Source organism: Deltaproteobacteria bacterium (genome assembly GCA_021737785.1).
In the GTDB taxonomy this organism is placed as follows: Bacteria; Desulfobacterota; DSM-4660; order Desulfatiglandales; family Desulfatiglandaceae; genus AUK324.
Genome location: JAIPDI010000003.1, coordinates 137,846 through 154,876, shown reverse-complemented (window position 1 = coordinate 154,876; position 17,031 = coordinate 137,846). Strand labels below are relative to the sequence as shown.

Genomic DNA, 17,031 nt, shown 5'->3' with positions numbered 1-17,031 from the left:
CGATTCGTCGAAATCTCAAAACTGGAGGCCTGTATGCTTTGCAAGCGGTTCATCATCACCCTATTTGTTGTCTCGGTAATGGGTGCTGCGGCATCCGTATCCGTGGCCGGAGAACCGACAGAATATATCCGGAAGACAACTGACAAGATTATCGCCATTTTGACCGATCCCGCGTTGAAAGGGTCTGACAAGGACCGGGAGCGGGCCCAACAGATCCGGAAGGCCGTGGATGAGCGGTTTGACTGGGAAGAGATGTCCAAAAGGACCCTTGCAAGGCATTGGAAGGACCGGACCCCCGAGGAAAGGGAAGAATTTATAGTGCTCTTCGGCAGACTGTTGGAGCGTACCTATCTGGACAAGGTGGAGGGCTATTCGGGCGAGAAGGTGCTGTATGCAGAGGAAAAGGTTGAAGGAAGTTATGCCGTTGTCACAGTCAAGATCATCACCAAGGAAGAGACGGAAATCCGGGTGGCGTACAGACTCAAGAAGAAAGAGGGGGAGTGGATGGTCTACGACATTTCCATTGAAGGGGTCAGTCTCGTGAATAACTACCGGAAACAGTTCCAAAGCATCATGACCCGTTCTTCTTATGACGATTTGATTCAACGGTTGAGATCAAAGGTCGAAGGAGAGGAATAACCGATTTAGCCATTTGATCAGGAGCTTTTTGTGGGCGCATCTATGAAATTGTTTGTCTTTCTGATAATTCTGCTGAACCCTCTTGTGGTTTTTCCGCTTATCTGTGAAGCAATCGCGGATTCCGGGCCGACCCCGGTGGAGGCGGCCTTTCTCGTGAGAGAGACACAAGGGCATGAGTTGATTCGTCTGGCATTTTCAGAAGGCCGTGCAACCCGGGAAGGCCCGATGAATAATGAGAAGGCCGATCAGAGAGGTGATGCTGAGACGGTCCTGGATGAAGTCGACCCCTGGGAGGATGATTCGGGATCCATGGATGCTATTCCGGATCCCCTTGAACCGATGAACCGCGCCTTCTTCGTATTTAACGACAAGATGTACTTCTGGGTCCTCAAGCCGGTAGGAACCGGATACAAGATGGTGGTTCCGGAGGTGGGGAGGATCTGTATCCGAAATTTTTTCACCAACCTGGTCATGCCCATCCGTGCCGTTAGTTGCCTGCTGCAGGGAAAATTCGACGGGTTTGCCATTGAACTGGTACGAACCGTGGTAAACACCACAGCCGGTTTTCTGGGGTTTCAGGATGTGGCCGCGCAGGCCCTGGATTTCCAGGTCCAGGACGAGGATCTGGGTCAGGCGTTTGCATTTTACGGCATCGGACCCGGCTTTTATCTGAATCTCCCGTTCCTGGGGCCCTCCACCCTCAGGGACACGGCCGGCTGGGTGGGAGGTCTGTATCTGAACCCGCTGGATTATATGGTGGAAGACTTTTGGACAAATGTCGGCTTCAGAACGTTCGATATGGTGAATAGGACCTCAATGCGCATAGGAGAGTACGAAGCCTTTAAAAAAGCGGCCCTGGACCCCTATGTGGCCATGAGAGACGCCTATCATCAGTACCGGTTGAATCAGATCGAAGAGTGAGACCGGATGGCTGTGAATCGTGAAAAGCCTCTTCCCGAGATTTGCCGTCCTTTCCGGGATGGTACTGGGACTTCCCCTGCTGGGGGTCATCCTCAAGGGACTCCCCCTGTCCCGGTATATGGAGTTTCCGCCTGAAACGCAGTATGTGACGCATGCCCCGTTTTCATGGCCTGTGTTTATCGGGTATCTCCTCTTGATTCTGGCAGCGGTCATCCCCCTTGTTGTCAGGGGAATCAGGGGGTGGAGGAAGGTCGACGAATGGGCCCTGACCATATATTCGTTTCCCTGGTGGGGCCGGGTCGCCATGGCCGCCGGCCTGATCTTCTGGGTCCTTGCATGGACCCGTTTCTCCTGGTTCGAGCCATTTCAGCCCCACACCTTCATCCCCCTCTGGCTCTCCTATATCGTGGTCGTCAACGCCATAACCTACAGACGCAGGGGAACCTGCATGATGGTGGACCGGCCGAGGTTCTTCCTGGCCCTTTTTCCCATCAGCGCCCTTTTCTGGTGGTTCTTCGAATACCTGAATCGATTTGTCCAGAACTGGGAGTATGCGGGGATCCATTTCAGCCCGGGGGCCTATTTCTGGTTTGCGACCCTTTCCTTTTCAACAGTCCTTCCCGCGGTGCTGGGGACCCGGGAATGGTTGTTGGCGTCTTCCTGGATCCAGCAGGGATTCAAGGATTTTGTCAGAATTCGCATTCCCTGTTCCCGTGGGGTTGCGGCGGCGGTTATCATCCTATCCGGGGCCGGATTGGCCGGGGTAGGGGTCTGGCCGAATCTTCTGTTCCCGCTCCTCTGGGTCTCCCCCCTCCTCATTATCCTCTCCCTGCAGATCCTCTGGCAGGAACCCAATATGCTGGATCCCCTGGCAAGAGGCGACTGGCGGGATTTCACGGCCTCTGCATTCGCAGCGCTCGTGTGCGGCGGGTTTTGGGAAATGTGGAATTATTACAGCCTTGCCAAGTGGGAGTATTCGGTTCCGTTTGTTCACAAATTTCTGATCTTCGAGATGCCTGTCCTCGGTTTTGCCGGCTATCTCCCCTTCGGCCTGGAGTGTGCGGTGATCGCCGGCATCATAGGGCGATGGTTCCATCGGTAACGCAGAAGTTTTTTTCATACACATCTTTGATGATTGGTTATGCCAGCCACTTCGGCCTGGGGCTTCTTAGGGCGGTTGATGAGGGTGCTTTGGATACTGAGACAGTTTAATGAGGAGGAGATCAGATATGAAATACACCCGGTTTGAAGATGTCCCTGTGTGGCAGGATGCCATACAACTGGCAGAGGAGGTGTATGCCCTTACAGACAGCAAGGCATGGAAGGGGAGCTGGAGCCTTCGCGACCAGATCGAGCGGGCGGTGCTCAGCATCTCGAATAATGTGGCCGAGGGGTTCGAGCGCGGGACAACCAATGAACTGATTGCCTTTTTGTATATCTCGCGCGGCTCGGCAGGCGAGGTTCGGTCCATGCTATGCTTTATCGAGCGCCTCCGATGGGGCAGAGATTTGAAATCTCAGATCTCAGATTTGAAATCAAAGGCAGAGAGCTGTTCACGGCAACTGCGGGCGTGGGCCGATCATTTACAGAACAGCGAGATCAAGGGTCAGCGCCATCTCACGGACCAATCCCGAAAAGGTTATGTGGCGGCGAAAGAGGCCGAGGTTTTTGAACGGGATCTGCTGAAACACCTCCCGCCCGGTCATCCTTTGCGGAAGAGGGATTCGGAATGATCGGACCCGTAGCCCCTCATCCCCCTGGGCTTAACCGCCCTGGCCTCATTGAAACGTGTTTGATGTTGATGAGATAGAGGGCGTCTTGATCATCGCAAAGGCACATGCCAAGAGAAGATCAGAGTACTGGCATGAGCGGATTGATAGGCAGCGATAAGAGGGTGTGCGAACCCGGCGCCGAACCGGACGATTTTCCCTCAGGCCGATGAGTTCAATGTGCGCGATTTTCGAAACAGATTCGGCCTGAAAGGCCTTTTTTTAAGAAGCACTTCCTTACAAGGATTGGTATATTGAAGAGAATGGGCAGGGGCCTGCCCGCTGGGGCACAGGCAAAAGGTGGAGGACAGATGGAGGATCGGGGTTTGGTTCCCCGAGGCTTTTTTATCCCAACTGGTCCATTAATTCCCTTAAGGCCGTCCGGACCTCTTCGATGTTCTCCGGGGTCTGCACGGGCGGCTCCATGATTCCCATGTCCGCAAGGACATCTTTGATAATGGTGGACGGGACATCGGCATAGATGTCCCGCATTCTCCGCAGGCAGCCCCCTGTCTCCCAGATCTGCTGCAGGCGGTCGGGGTAGTCGGATCCGTCGGTAGATGTCTGAAGGGAAGATTGCACGATCCTCCCCCAGGCGGCCGGGGCCAGATTGGCGCCTTCGGACACGACACCGCTCCGGCTCGGGTGGTCCAGAAAACGGGATTCGTCGCCATCGTAGATCCTGAAATCGAGCCGTTGCCTGCATGCCCTCTGATAGTTGTGGGCCCTGTCCAGAGACCCGGAAAATATCAGGCCTGAAATGCCCTCAAATCCGGCGAGTTCTTTAAGGATGGCAGTACGGATGTCGTTTCGCTTGAAGGGTATGGTCAGTCCCTTAATCAACTCCGGGTCGTTATGAAGGATAAAGGGTCCGCCCCCCAGGAGACAAAGCTCTCTATAAAGATCCGGAAGTCCCCGGTTGCTGTGATAATAAAGGGGTGTGTCCACATAGAAAAGACCGGCCCGACGCGGGTGGGCTTTAACCGTCTGGCTCAGGGCCAGGAGGGTCTCCCTGGTCTTTTCTTCACTCTCCTGGGTAATCCAGATGAAGATCGGAACAGGGTCTCTGTCCAGGGCGAGGATCGTTTGTTTCAGCAGGTCCGCCCTCAGCCGGGGGGAGAGGGCTGTGCCGTCGCCCGCATGGGGGCCGGCCAGAAATACCCCCTGGGCAGAGGAAGAAACCCGGGCAAGGAGTCTTGCAAGACTCTTTCCATCGATTTCTCTATTCCCCGTAAACGGGGTAACCAGCTCAACGATGAGTCCGCGCGGCGCGGTTAAGGCCTCCATTGATTCTGAATCCCTCCCTTCCCAGAAGGTCATGAAGATGGATGATCCCTTTCACCCGGGTGCGTTCATCGGTCACCACCAGATGGGTGATGCCGTGGGCCTCCATCAGGCCCAGGGCCTCTATGGAGGTGTCATTTTCATTGATGGTCTTGGGCGATGGGGACATGATGTCTTCCACTTTGAGCTGATGGATCTCTTTTCTGCTGAGGAGGGCCCGCCTCAGGTCGCCATCGCTGATCATCCCCTCGAGCCGCCGGTCTTTTCCGCAGACCAGGGTGGCGCCGATTTTTTTGGCATCGATTTCCTGGATGGCCTGTTCGACAGTGGCACCTAACAAGACCATCGGAATGTGGGCATCGGTCAGCATCACCTCTTTTACCGGGTAGGACAGCCGCTCTCCCAGGCTGCCACCCGGGTGAAACCGCCTGAAATCCTCCTGATTAAATCGCCGCTGATTGAGGAGGACCACGGCCAGGGCATCCCCCATGGCAAGGGCGGAAGTGGTGCTGGCGGTGGGTGCGAGACCGAGAGGACAGGCCTCCCTTTCCACCCCCACGTCGATGACCACATCGCTTTCACAGGCCATAAATGAATCCAGGCAGCCCGTGAAGAGGATGACCTTTGCCCCCATGCTCTTCAGGATGGGGAGAATCCGGCTGATCTCAGAGGTGTGCCCGCTGTTGGAGATGGCCAGGATGACGTCGTCGGCCGTTACCATGCCGAGGTCTCCGTGGATGGCCTCGGCCGGGTGGAGGAAGAGGGACGATGTGCCGGTGCTGTTGAGGGTGGCGGAGATCTTCCTCCCCACGAGTCCTGATTTTCCCATGCCCGTCAGGATGACCCTTCCTTTGGCGTGCACAATGATGTCCACGGCCCGTTCAAATTCAGGCCCGATCCGCTCTGTCAATTCCAGAATGCTCTGGGCCTCGATCTTTAAGACCTCTTTTGCCTGTTCAATAATCACTGAAATCCCCGGACCTCTGGATTGGAAATTGTTGATTCATGATTGAAAAACCCGCAATTCAGTCGTTTCATTTAACATGTTATTCTCACCTTCTCAAGTGGCAAATGAAAATCCTTTTGATTTGAGCCTCTGTAATGTGGTATCCAAAAAGAAGTGTGGAGTGTGGAGTTGGAAGTGCGCGTCTGAAATTCAAAGGATGAAGCCATTGGCCCAACCGGGCTTTTGTCAATGTGTTTTTGGCTTGTTTTTCAATCAACAATCAAAAATCAACAATCACAAATCCGATATGATAGAGATAATTGAAAAAGGCGGCCCGGTCATGTATCCGCTCCTGGCCTGCTCCGTGATCGCCCTGACCGTGATTATCGAACGGCTGTTCTTTTGGATCCGGGAAGACGTGCGGCGCAACCCCTCCCTGGTGGACGATGTCCTGGAGCTGTGCCGGCAGGGGGAGTGGGAGAAGGTCAGGGAGAAGGTGTCGGGCTCAAAGGATTATGTGATCCGGATTCTGGTGACCGGGATCCTCCACCGGGAATTCTCCATGGTAAAGGCGATGGAATCGGCCGGGGCTGAAAAGGTAAAGGAGATGCGTCAGTACATGGCCGTGCTGGATACCATGATCACCGTTGCACCGCTCCTGGGAATATTCGGGACGGTTATCGGGATTATCACCTCGTTCGATCTATTGGGGGCGAGCGGGATTGAGAATCCCCAGGCCGTGACTGCCGGAATCGCCCAGGCCCTGATTACCACGGCCGCCGGACTGGGAATCGCCATCCTCTCCGTCTTCCCGTACAACTATTTTAATTCCCGTGTGGAAAACGCTGTTCTGGCCATTGAAAAATATGGGACCAGCCTGGAAATCGTGTTTGAAAAACTCACCCAGCGACTGAACGAATCGGAAGGGGCCACCCATGAAGGTAGCATTTGAAAAGGTGCCAAAGGCCCGGATTGAGATGCTTCCCCTTATTGATATTGTTTTTCTCCTCCTGGTATTCTTTATTTATGCCATGCTCTCCATGGCCGTGCATCGGGCCTTGCCGGTGACACTCCCCGAATCCACCACTGCCGGGATTGACAAGGCTGCCTTTCTCTCCATAACCGTGAAATCGGACGGCGCGGTTTACCTGGACGAGGAATCGGTCCCTTTGGAATTACTTGCAGAGAAATTGAAGAGAAGCGCCCCGGCCGAGGACGATCCTGCAGTGCTCCTTTTTGCTGATCGAAATCTGTCTTATCAATACCTGTTCAAGGTTCTGGATCAGATCCGGACGGCAGGCCTGACACGGATTTCTCTGCAGGCGGAGGCCGATGAGTAACAGTGAAACGGTTCCTGTTGGCAGCAGCGCTGGCCCTGATCCTGCATGGGCTGTTTTTTGGTTTGGGTCCGAACCTGTTGAGCACCCCAACGCCTGCAACGCCTCGGCCTCTCACCGTCACCTTTGCATCCAGGGTGGAGAAAGAATCGGGACCAGGGCCGGAACTCGAGCATCCTGTCCCCTCGCCGGACAGGGTTGAGATCGGCCCGGAAAAAGACAAGGAAAAACCGGTTGTCGAGCAGAACCGTCTTGAAGAAATTCCAAAGCCTCCCAAGGAGGTTGTGCCGCCAAGGAAAGAGGCCCCTTCCAAACCTCGTCAGGAAGTCAAGAGGGAGGTGAGGGCCGCCCGAAAAGAGGTGGTGAAATCTCCGCAGAAAAGGCTGCCCCCGAAGAAAAAACAGAGACCCCCAAAGCCCCCCCCTGCCAAGGCGCACCCTCAACCAAAAGAGAAGCCCCGGCTGGAGACGACCCCGGAGCCGGCTGCTGATGGCACCGGTGTGACCACCGTTGTACCGATGGAAGGGCGAGCAGCCGAGCGGAAGGGACCTCAACCGAATGTCCCCCATATCCCCGCCCCTGTCACTGCTGAAACCGGAGAGAAGACGGCCTCCCTCCCGTCAACCCGGAAAACGAGCAAAGCAACGCCCGCCTACCGGGAGAATCCCCGGCCCGAATATCCGAGAATAGCCAAACGAAGGGGATACGAGGGCACCGTGGTATTGGAGGTGCTGGTCAACAGCGGCGGAAAGGTGGACGAACTGCGTATCCTGGAATCCAGCGGATATCGTATCCTGGACCGGTCTGCGCTGAAATCTGTGAGAGACTGGGTGTTCGAACCCGGGAGCGTCGGCGATCGGAAGGTGGCCATGTGGGTTAAGGTCCCGGTGCGTTTTGAGTTGAAACAACGGTAGGCCCTTGGTCTGCAATGTTTCTGCAATGTGCGAAGAAGTTTTGTTGAACCGCCAAGGCGCGAAGGACCCCGTACCATCTACCGGAGCTACGGGGCGGGCGCGAAGAAGTCTTGATGGGTTCGTTCTGATTCTGAAAGAAAAATTCAGGATCAGAACAGACCAAGCCCTGCCGGGCGGCAGTCCGTTATTAGGTGATAGCCATTGGACAAAAAAATCTTTGTGTCTTGGTGGCTTGTGTGAAAATGTTTCTTTGCGACCGTTAGGCCGCCTCGGGTTCACGGGTTAAAATTTCATCAGCCGAACCATCCGGCAGGGGTGCTGTCATGCTGCATGTGGTCCAAACGATCGGTCCTGTCTTTATTGTGATCCTCCTGGGCTGGGTTCTCCGTTGGCGTATGTTCATTCCATCCGGTCTGATCGCGCCGCTGAACCGCCTGGTCTATTATCTGGCCATCCCTGCCATGATCTTCAGCGAGGTCGCAAGGTCATCATTCGCGCTCTATTTTGATCCACTGCTGCTGGCTGCCACACTATGCCCCCTGTTTATGGTGTTCCTGATCGCCCTGGTCGCAGGCAAGGCATGGTCTCTGGATCGTCACAAAAAAGGCACCTTTATTCAATCTTCCCTCCATGGCAATCTGGGTTACATCGGTCTGGCGGTATGTTATTATCTCTTGGGCCAAAAGGGCTTCACAAGCGCCAGCATACTGGCCGGGTTTCTGATGTTGCTGCAAAATCTCCTATCGGTCCTCAGTTACCAGTTGTTTGCCGGAGAGATGGGACAGGGGCGGCGGCTCTGGTTTTTCATCCGGAAGATCGGAGGGAATCCGGTCATATTGTCGGCCCTTACCGGCATGCTCTTCTCGCTCCTGAAGATACCGATTCCAGAGACCATTAACAGGTGCCTTGAGATCATCAGCGGCATGGCACTCCCGTCAGCCCTCCTGGTCATAGGGGCATCCCTCTCTTTCAGCCTGATAAAGTCCCACATCCGGCTGGTCCTGGCGGCAGGTCTGTTGAAGCTCCTGGCGCTTCCGGCCTTCGGCGTGCTGATCTACAGCCTGGCAGGTATCCCGTCGGACCGGTTCCTCCCCGGCCTGATCCTCCTGGCGGCCCCCACTGCGACCATCGCCTTTGTAATGGCAGTCGAAATGCACGGTTCAACCGATCTGGCCACCGCGGCCATATCCATGAGCACCCTCCTTTCTGCCTTGACTTTCGTTTTATGGCTGTGGCAGTTTGGCTGATAAAGTGTGGAATTGGAAGTGATGAATGTAACGCGCTTTTGGCGCTTTTCACGTCAATAGGGAAGGGCACGACAATCTGAATGCTAAACTCCAAACTTAAAACTTTAGGCACTCCAAACTTAAATTTGCCGGACTACCACATCCATACCGGCCTGTGCGGGCACGCAGATGGAGAGGTCAGCGAGTATTGCTCAGCGGCCAGGAAAAAACAACTCCCGGAGATCTGTTTTACGGACCACGCCCCGAATCCCGATGGGTATGATCCTGCACATCGAATGCGATTGGATCAGTTTCCGTTATATAGAGACGCAATCACGGAATGGAGGGATCACGATGTACTAAGAGTTGTGTTCGGTGTGGAAGCGGATTATTATGAAGGGTGTGAGCGATTTCTCGGCTCGTGGCTTCCCGCCCAGGAGTTCGATTTTGTGCTGGGGTCGGTGCATTTCATTGATGGATGGGGGTTTGACAATCCCGAAGAACGGCATATATGGGATTCGGTGGATGTTACGGCTACCTGGAGAAAGTACTTTGAGGCCATGAGGAGGCTTGTGGACACCCGTCTTTTTGATGCGGTAGGTCATATGGACCTCCCCAAAAAATTCGGGTATCGGCCTTCTGACAAGGATTTAAAGGAGATGGTTCAGCCGGTTCTGGATCGTATGGCAGAGGCCGGGATGGGGATGGAACTGAATACGTCGGGGCTCCGAAAACCCGTGGGGGAGATCTACCCATCGTCTATGATCGTCTCCCTGGCACGCGAGAGAGATATCCCCATATGCTTTGGGTCCGATGCCCACTCTCCGTCGGAGATCGGAACGGATTTTATCCCGGCCCTGAAACTGGCCCGGGCTGAAGGATATGGGGATTATTTCAGGATTTGCCAACGAAAAAAAGAACGGGTTGCCTTACCCGCGATCTGAAACGGCGTCGATCCCAAACGCGAGATTTCAGGCACTCCAACTTTTTTTGAGGATAACCGGATGGACCAGGAAGAGTATGATCGAAAATATGTGAATCTCAAGATCCTCAAGAGCATTCAGGAATACCTGAAGACGGAAGGGGCATCCTCGGCCGCGGTCTACCCATTACGGGTGCCTCAGGATCTCCTCTATCAGGTCCTCAAGATACAGGGACCGGACAACGCAGACAAGCTGATCCATCATATCTTCCGATTAGGGCTTGATACCTGGAGCGAAGAATTTTTCACCGAGGCCTTCGGTTCCCAGGAGAATCTGGAGCGATTCATCAAGCTTGTGCGGAAACAGAATAAGGGAAATGATGAGTGAGCCGTTCCACGCCTCATGGTCCTCCCTGGTGGAGATATCTCTAAAGGAGATGATAGACCGGATGGACCTGCCACGGATCGCCAATGCCTGAGGAAGGACCCGTCTCAGAACTCATCCTCAAAATCTATGGCCGACGTGAAAAACATACCGGATACGAATAACTCCTGAAACCGGGCCGCGGCGGCCAACTCAATATATTCCGCTTTTGCGGCGATTCGCTCGGCCTCTTGTCTCTTCCTTTTGTCCAGGAGGGCGAGGCAGGCCCCGTGCCCGGCCGCGTTCCCCACTCCCACGACTTCCGCCGTGAGACTGCCCGGAAAAAGATCGACGGTGCAGGCATCGCGAGGGTCCACATAGTTGCCGCAGGCGCCGGCCAGGAGGATCTGATCGGCGGGGATGTGTCCATATTGCTCCATAAGGAGGACGGCCCCCGCATGCACTGCAGACTTGGCCATCTGGAGTTCCGCCACATCCTTCTGAGTGAACACGATATCCTGCCCGGTTGCTGTCTCCGATGCCCAGGCCAATACAAACTCCCGACCGTCTTCCCCGTTCCGCAGGCGGGGGGACTGAAGCGTTTCGTCGAGATTTCCTCTCCCCAGAATAATCCCGGCCCGGATCATTTCGGCTGCCGCGGATATGATGCCCGAGCCGCACAGGCCTGAAGGTCTCTCGTTTGCAATCGTTGCCCACGTCACTTCCAGGGTGTCCGGATCGATCCGGACACGTTCAATGGCCCCGGGCGAGGCCCGCATCCCCCATCGGATATGGCCCCCTTCAAATGCCGGACCCGCAGCAGTGGAGCAGCAGAGCATCCGGTCGCGATTCCCGAAGACGATTTCACCATTGGTGCCCAGGTCGATGAGAAGGGCGGGGGACTTTCGTCTGTGAAGACCGGTGGCCAGGATGCATGCAACGGTATCGCTCCCCACGAATCCGGCCTTGAGCGGGAGAAGATGGACATAGGCCGAGGCCCCGATCTTGAGACCCAAATCCCCGGCCTTACAGGTCTGGCCGCCCTGAAGCACCGGGGGATAGGGCGCCATGGAGAGGTATGTCGGATCCAGACCCAAGACGAGATGGTGCATGGCCGTGTTTCCCACGAGAGTCGCTTCAACGATCCGGCCGGGATCGATTCCCGCCTCAGCCGCCCCCTCTTCAATCAGGGTGTTGAGACACGCAACAATGGCGCCACGAAGCTTTTCCAGGCCCCCGGCCTCCTGGCAGAAAGATATGCGGGTGATGACATCATCCCCCATGGCGATCTGGGGGTTCATGGCAGGCGTAACCGCCGCCTTTTCCCCTGAGATCAGGTCGATGAGAAAGGCAACCACCGTGGTGGTGCCCACATCAAAGGCCACGCCATAAAGGCGCTCCTCTCTTCCGGGACGAAGGTCTATGATCTCTTTTCCATCCAGGAGGATCGCAGTGACCCCCTTTGAATCGGATCGAAGGGCATGGGGGAGCTTTCTCAATACGGAGATATCCATTTTGGGCGAACGGATTTCATAGGCCTTTTCCATGGCCAGAAGGAATCGTTCACGATCGGCCAGGGGAGCGTCCATGACCGGAGGGGGGGGCTCAACATAACAGGAGGTCACGCCGGGTCGCAGCCTCACAGGATAGGCGTGCCGGGTCTCGGAGGTCAGAATGATCTGGCGCCTCATCCGGCTTTCTTCAGGGATCAGGACAGACCCCCCATGGACCGGGATTGTCTCACAGGCCAGTCGATACCCCTTCCGGAGAAGACCTCCGAGGACCTCCTGTTCACGATCCGAAGGCGGGGGCAGCGGTCCGTCCGAACTCTCCACGATCACCCTGCACTTGCCGCATATCCCCTTGCCGCCGCAGGGGGCTTCCAGAGGGATTTCCACTTTGCGGGCCAGCTCGAGAAGGCTCAACTCGCCGTCCGGTTCGCTCTCTTTTTCAAAAGGGTGGAAGATGATGGGGAGCATAAGCGTTGCGAGTTTGGAGTTTGAAGTTGGGAGTTGGGAATTATGGGTTTGTTGAGTTCATTGTGTTTCTTGGGTTCATTGGGTTAGGCAGTCAACGACTCAATCTTGCGCAAAACGCACAAGAAATTTTGACATTGTTTTTCTCTGCGGAGGCCTTTTTGGTTCCGCCCTGTCCGGGTCAGGAGATTGCAGATTGGGCCTTTCTGCCGCGCTCCCCACTCCCTGCTCCCCGCTCCCCGCTCCCCGCTCCGCGTTCCGAGCTCCGCGTTCATTCTTCACTCTTCATTCATCATTCTTCAATTCCCAACAGTCCCTTGATCTTCTTGATGCCGTCGGCCGCGTCCCTGGCGTGGGCGTCTGCGCCGCAGGCCTCTACGAATTTTAGAGTGAGTGCGGCGCCTCCGCAGATCACCTTGACCCTGTCCCTCAGGTCGCTGTTTTTGATCGCCTGAATGGTCTCTTCCACATGGGGGTCGCCGGTGGTGAGCAGCGATGACAACCCGACAATGTGGGCCTTGTGTTCCCTGGCCGCCTCCACAAACCTGGCAGAGGGGACGTTTTCTCCCAGGTCGATGACTCGGAATCCGGAGGTTTCCAGCAGGAGTCTGGTCAGATTTTTTCCGATATCATGGAGATCCCCGAAAACCGTTCCCAGGACAATCGTTCCAAGTCCCTCTGAAGACGCCTCTTTTTTCAAAAGGGGCGTGACCAGGTCCACGCAGGCCTGCATGGACTTGGCGGCCATCATCATCTCGGGAACGAAAATTTTCTTCTTCTCAAAGCGCTCTCCCACCGTATTGAGGGCCGGAATCAGGTAATTGTTGATGATTTCCTGGGGGTCCGCGCCCTGGTCCAAGGCATTTTGGGTATGTTCGACGGCCACCTTTCGTTTCCCGGCGATTACGGCGTCCTTGATCCGCCCCAGATCTCCATCCTCACGGGCCGTGTCACCCGGTCCGGGCGCAACGGCATCGCCTGTTCCCCGTCTTTTTCCTGCGGCCAGATATGTCATGCAGAACGGATCCCTGCCCAGAAGCATGTCTGTGAGGAGCGTGGCCCGGCGCATTTCCCACACGGTGGGATCGACAATTGGACAGGTCAGGCCGCTTAAAACGGCCATTCCCAGAAAGACGGCATTGATGGATGCCCGTTCAGGGAGCCCGAAGGAGATATTGGAGAGTCCCAGCGTCAGGTTGACGCCCAGTTCATCCCGTATGAGCCGGATGGCTTTGAGGGTCTCCAGGCCGGCCTGATCATCGGCGCTGATGGCCATGGCCAAAGGATCGATGATGACATCTTCCCTCGGGATGCCTTCCTGCTCCGCGCTTTTTACGATCCACCCGGCGATTTCAAGTCGCTTTTCCGCGGATCGCGGGATTCCGCTGTCGTCCATGGTGAGCCCGATGACGGCAGCGCCATACGCCTTCACCAGGGGGAGGACCCGTTCAAGTTTATGGGTTTCACCGTTGACCGAATTGACCAGCGCCTTTCCCTTGTAGACGGCCAGACCCGCTGCCAGGGCCTCGGGGAGGGCCGAATCGATACAGAGGGGGACATCGGTGACCTCTTGGATCGCCAGCACCGCCTTTTTCAGCATGTCCGGTTCGTCGATTCCGGATACTCCCACATTGACGTCCAATATATCCGCGCCTTCAGCCACCTGCCTGAGGGCCTCGGATCGTACCAGGTCGAGATTTCCCTCCTCCAGGGACCGGGCGAGTCGGCTCCGGCCCGTGGGATTGATCCGCTCTCCGATGAGGACCAGGGACCGGGAGGACCCTATGGTTACCGTTTTTGTGGCGCTGCTCACACTGGTTTCCACGGGGAGAAGGCCTTTCTCCGGACCGAAAAAGAACCGCTGTCTACCGGCAGAAGATCCCTTTCCATCGATTTTCCCGTATTCGGCCGCGGTCTTGAGGGCTGTCCGGACGTTTTCGTCGGGGGTGCCATAGGTCAACCCGACCGTGTCGATGGAGAAATTCTCGAGGGGGGCGCCATGGTCGATCAGACGCCGCACCTCTGCGGCCACCTCTTCCGGGGTGCCGTTTTTCATCAGCACGGGGCTTATGCGGGCATTGACAGCCACTTTGGGGCCGAACACCTCCCGGGTCCGTTTGACATCCGACCCGAATCCGATCTCAATGAATTCCAGATGGTGGACCTTGGCGTAACCGTCCAGCACCTGGTCCACGGACCCGCAATGATGGATTCCCACCGGATAACAGGTATCGGCCACCTGATTGTCGTATTCCAGGACATGATCCTCATAGGTCTCCAGGGAGATCTGCTCTGCCGTGCAGTTGGGGAGGACGCAGAGCCTCGGGTCGCACATGGGGGTCACGTCCACGGCCCCGGTCCCGGTGGTCTTACGGTTGAACTCAAAGAGCCGGATCATGCACTCGGCGCAGATGCCGAGGAGGTGACGGCAGAGTGCGGGATTTTCAAAGAAGTCGATATAAAGCTGATCCCCCCTGATCTTGAGGGCCAGATTCTGGACGCCCGTGGTATTGATGTCGCCCACGACCTTTCCGTATGTCTCTTTAAGATAGTCGATCTGCCGGATCATCTCGGTCATGGGATAGGAATTGAAGATATCCGGGACCTCCAGCTTCATGATCTCGTCCTCGGACAGATTGAGGGGCATGGCCCAGGGGAGGGCGTCGTCCTTGTAGATGATTTCGCAGCCGAAGATAGAGGGGAGCATCACCATGCCGAAGGTGATCAAGGGCTTCGGCTGGGGATCAGGGTTGCCGAGTCCCACGTCGCCGAACCTTTCATAAAGCCGCCTCTCGATCTCCATCCGTGCCGTTACCCGGACCTCCGGGTCGAAGTAGTATTCCCTGCCAAAGGAGATGCCGTACTGGGTGTAAAACCAGTCGGGATAAAAGCCGACCCCTAGGGGGATGTGTTCTTTGTGCATGGAATTTGGCCTCCGCCTATGGACATTTGTGAATCGATTTCATAATATGCCGTCTTATATCAGAAATGAGATGGATCGGCAAGCGGTATGCGGAACCGGGAACGCGGAGTTCGGAACGCGGAGTGCTGAAACGACTTCATGCCAATACATGACGACCCGTAACGTCAAATTCCAGTAGAGTCTGGATCTTCAACCAGCATCCAGCATCGAGCAACCAGCATCCAGTACATGAGGAGGCATCGCCCATGAACGTGTCCCACATCATCCGGCGCCATGTAGCTGAGCAGCCTGAGAAGACAGCCATTATCTTTGGGGATCGCCGCATTTCCTACGCGGAGCTGGATCGTCTGATCACGCGGACCGCGGACGGTCTGCTGAAGATGGGATTGATTCGGGGAGATGTCCTGTCCCTCTTTCTGCCCAGCCTCCCGGAGCTGATCATCGGTTACCTGGGGACGGTCCGTGCGGGATTGACCGTGAACGTGGTGAATGCCATGCTGAGGGAGCAGGAGGTGGCCTACATCCTCAAGGACTGCCGAAGTCGAGCGGTCCTTGTGGACGATTCGCGTCTCCCCATCATCGAGACGGTGAGGCCGGATCTCAACTCCCTGGAGAAAATCATTGTTCTCGGGGATCCGGGAGGCGCACACCACACCTCCTTTGCATCGATTTTGGAGCAGGGCAGCGATAATTTTCTGCCTGAAGGGACCAAGGGGAGCGACCTCTGCCATCTCATGTACACATCGGGCACCACCGGTTGGCCCAAGGGCGTGATGGCGACCCACCTCAATATCTGGCACAATGCCACGGAATTCGGCAAGGTGCATTTCAGGCCGGAAGATATCACCATGGTGGCCACTCCCATCTTTCATTGCTGGGGCCTGATCAACGGGACCTTCGGAACCCTCTCAAGGGGCGGGACGGTGATTACGGTGGAGCGGTTTTACCCTGAAAAGACCCTGGATATTATTGAACACCTGCGGCCGACCGTGTTTCAGGGCGTACCGCCCATGTATAATCTCCTGCTCAAGCAGCCGGACCTAGCGGGCCGCGACATCTCGTCCGTGGTCTTCTGCCTCTCCGCGGCCACCAAGATGCCTGAAAGCCTCATCCGTCAGATAGAAGATACGCTCAAGTGGCGGTATGCCGAGGCGTGGGGGCTGACTGAGTCCTCCTGTGTGGGGACCACGGCCCCATATACCGAGACCCGGATGGGATCGTGCGGCCGGGGCATGGACGACGCCCGGATCAAGGTGGTGGATGATCAGGGGCGGTCCCTCCCTCCGGGTGAACAGGGGGAGCTGTGCGTGAAAGGGACCTGCGTGACCCGGGGGTATCTGAACCGGCCCGAGGCCACCGCAGAGGTCTTCGATCCGGACGGATGGTTTCATGCCGGGGATATCGCAGTGATGGACGGGGATGGATATGCCTATATTGTGGACCGGAAAAAGGATATGATCAATGTGGGCGGGGAGAAGGTGTTTCCCTCGGAAGTGGAGGACATGATGCTGGCCCATCCCAAGATCAAGGACCTGGTGATTGTGGGGGTCCCTGACGAACTTAAGGGGGAGGCCCCCAAGGCCTTTATCCAACTCAATGAGGGGGAGACCAGTACATTGGAGGAAATCCGGGACTTCTGTAAACTGCGGATGGCCCCGTACAAGGTCCCGGTCGCCGTGGAATTTGTGGACGAGATCCCCCGGTCCGCCGCAGGCAAGGCCCTTAGACGACTGCTGAGAGATAAAGAATGGGAAGGTCATTAGTCACTGGTCAATTGGGCAGGGAGCAGGGAGCAGGGAGCGGGGAGAAG

15 protein-coding genes are annotated in these 17,031 nt (G+C 56.2%); 11 read left to right on the top strand and 4 right to left on the bottom strand.

The annotated features are described in order from the left end of the window. The first annotated feature begins 33 nt into the window (after window positions 1-33). The 4 genes from K9N21_03170 (at window position 34) to K9N21_03155 (ending at window position 3,293) form a co-directional block, all read left to right on the top strand. Complete coding sequence (locus K9N21_03170) at window positions 34-639, top strand: ABC transporter substrate-binding protein (protein MCF8142900.1); 606 nt, start codon at window positions 34-36, stop codon at window positions 637-639. A 30-nt stretch (window positions 640-669) separates the two neighbouring features. Then, window positions 670-1,560 carry a VacJ family lipoprotein gene (locus K9N21_03165; protein ID MCF8142899.1) on the top strand — a complete coding sequence of 297 codons (891 nt, stop codon included), beginning with the start codon at window positions 670-672 and terminating at the stop codon, window positions 1,558-1,560. Window positions 1,561-1,579: 19 nt separating this feature from the next. Further along, window positions 1,580-2,662 carry a hypothetical protein gene (locus K9N21_03160; GenBank protein MCF8142898.1) on the top strand — a complete coding sequence of 361 codons (1,083 nt, stop codon included), beginning with the start codon at window positions 1,580-1,582 and terminating at the stop codon, window positions 2,660-2,662. A gap of 127 nt (window positions 2,663-2,789) precedes the next feature. Beyond that, window positions 2,790-3,293, top strand: a complete 504-nt coding sequence (locus tag K9N21_03155) for a four helix bundle protein (protein ID MCF8142897.1) — start codon at window positions 2,790-2,792, stop codon at window positions 3,291-3,293. A gap of 381 nt (window positions 3,294-3,674) precedes the next feature. Here K9N21_03155 and K9N21_03150 read toward each other — a convergent pair whose 3' ends face one another. Further along, entirely contained in the window at window positions 3,675-4,616 is a 942-nt protein-coding gene (locus K9N21_03150; GenBank protein MCF8142896.1) for a dihydrodipicolinate synthase family protein, read from the bottom strand. After that, window positions 4,579-5,580 carry a KpsF/GutQ family sugar-phosphate isomerase gene (locus tag K9N21_03145; protein MCF8142895.1) on the bottom strand — a complete coding sequence of 334 codons (1,002 nt, stop codon included), beginning with the start codon at window positions 5,578-5,580 and terminating at the stop codon, window positions 4,579-4,581. Before K9N21_03145 ends, K9N21_03150 begins: the two co-directional genes overlap by 38 nt. A gap of 286 nt (window positions 5,581-5,866) precedes the next feature. Here K9N21_03145 and K9N21_03140 point away from each other — a divergent pair, with 286 nt between their 5' ends. The 6 genes from K9N21_03140 (at window position 5,867) to K9N21_03115 (ending at window position 10,346) form a co-directional block, all read left to right on the top strand. After that, on the top strand, window positions 5,867-6,511 hold the full coding sequence (locus tag K9N21_03140) for a MotA/TolQ/ExbB proton channel family protein (protein MCF8142894.1): 645 nt from the start codon (window positions 5,867-5,869) through the stop codon (window positions 6,509-6,511). After that, complete coding sequence (locus K9N21_03135) at window positions 6,495-6,899, top strand: biopolymer transporter ExbD (GenBank protein MCF8142893.1); 405 nt, start codon at window positions 6,495-6,497, stop codon at window positions 6,897-6,899. Before K9N21_03140 ends, K9N21_03135 begins: the two co-directional genes overlap by 17 nt. A 2-nt stretch (window positions 6,900-6,901) precedes the next feature. After that, window positions 6,902-7,810 carry a TonB family protein gene (locus K9N21_03130; GenBank protein MCF8142892.1) on the top strand — a complete coding sequence of 303 codons (909 nt, stop codon included), beginning with the start codon at window positions 6,902-6,904 and terminating at the stop codon, window positions 7,808-7,810. 326 nt (window positions 7,811-8,136) lie between these two features. Continuing rightward, complete coding sequence (locus K9N21_03125) at window positions 8,137-9,057, top strand: AEC family transporter (GenBank protein MCF8142891.1); 921 nt, start codon at window positions 8,137-8,139, stop codon at window positions 9,055-9,057. Between the two features lie 125 nt (window positions 9,058-9,182). After that, complete coding sequence (locus K9N21_03120; protein MCF8142890.1) at window positions 9,183-9,980, top strand: histidinol-phosphatase HisJ family protein; 798 nt, start codon at window positions 9,183-9,185, stop codon at window positions 9,978-9,980. Window positions 9,981-10,040: 60 nt separating this feature from the next. After that, entirely contained in the window at window positions 10,041-10,346 is a 306-nt protein-coding gene (locus tag K9N21_03115; GenBank protein ID MCF8142889.1) for a hypothetical protein, read from the top strand. Between the two features lie 104 nt (window positions 10,347-10,450). Here K9N21_03115 and K9N21_03110 read toward each other — a convergent pair whose 3' ends face one another. Both K9N21_03110 and K9N21_03105 read right to left on the bottom strand, forming a co-directional pair. Next, window positions 10,451-12,301, bottom strand: coding sequence for an ASKHA domain-containing protein (locus K9N21_03110; protein MCF8142888.1), 1,851 nt, complete (start codon window positions 12,299-12,301; stop codon window positions 10,451-10,453). A 289-nt stretch (window positions 12,302-12,590) separates the two neighbouring features. Continuing rightward, a complete protein-coding gene (locus K9N21_03105; protein MCF8142887.1) occupies window positions 12,591-15,221 on the bottom strand; it encodes a dihydropteroate synthase in 2,631 nt (876 codons plus the stop codon). A gap of 245 nt (window positions 15,222-15,466) precedes the next feature. Here K9N21_03105 and K9N21_03100 point away from each other — a divergent pair, with 245 nt between their 5' ends. Further along, on the top strand, window positions 15,467-16,984 hold the full coding sequence (locus K9N21_03100; protein MCF8142886.1) for an AMP-binding protein: 1,518 nt from the start codon (window positions 15,467-15,469) through the stop codon (window positions 16,982-16,984). Window positions 16,985-17,031: the final 47 nt, after the last annotated feature.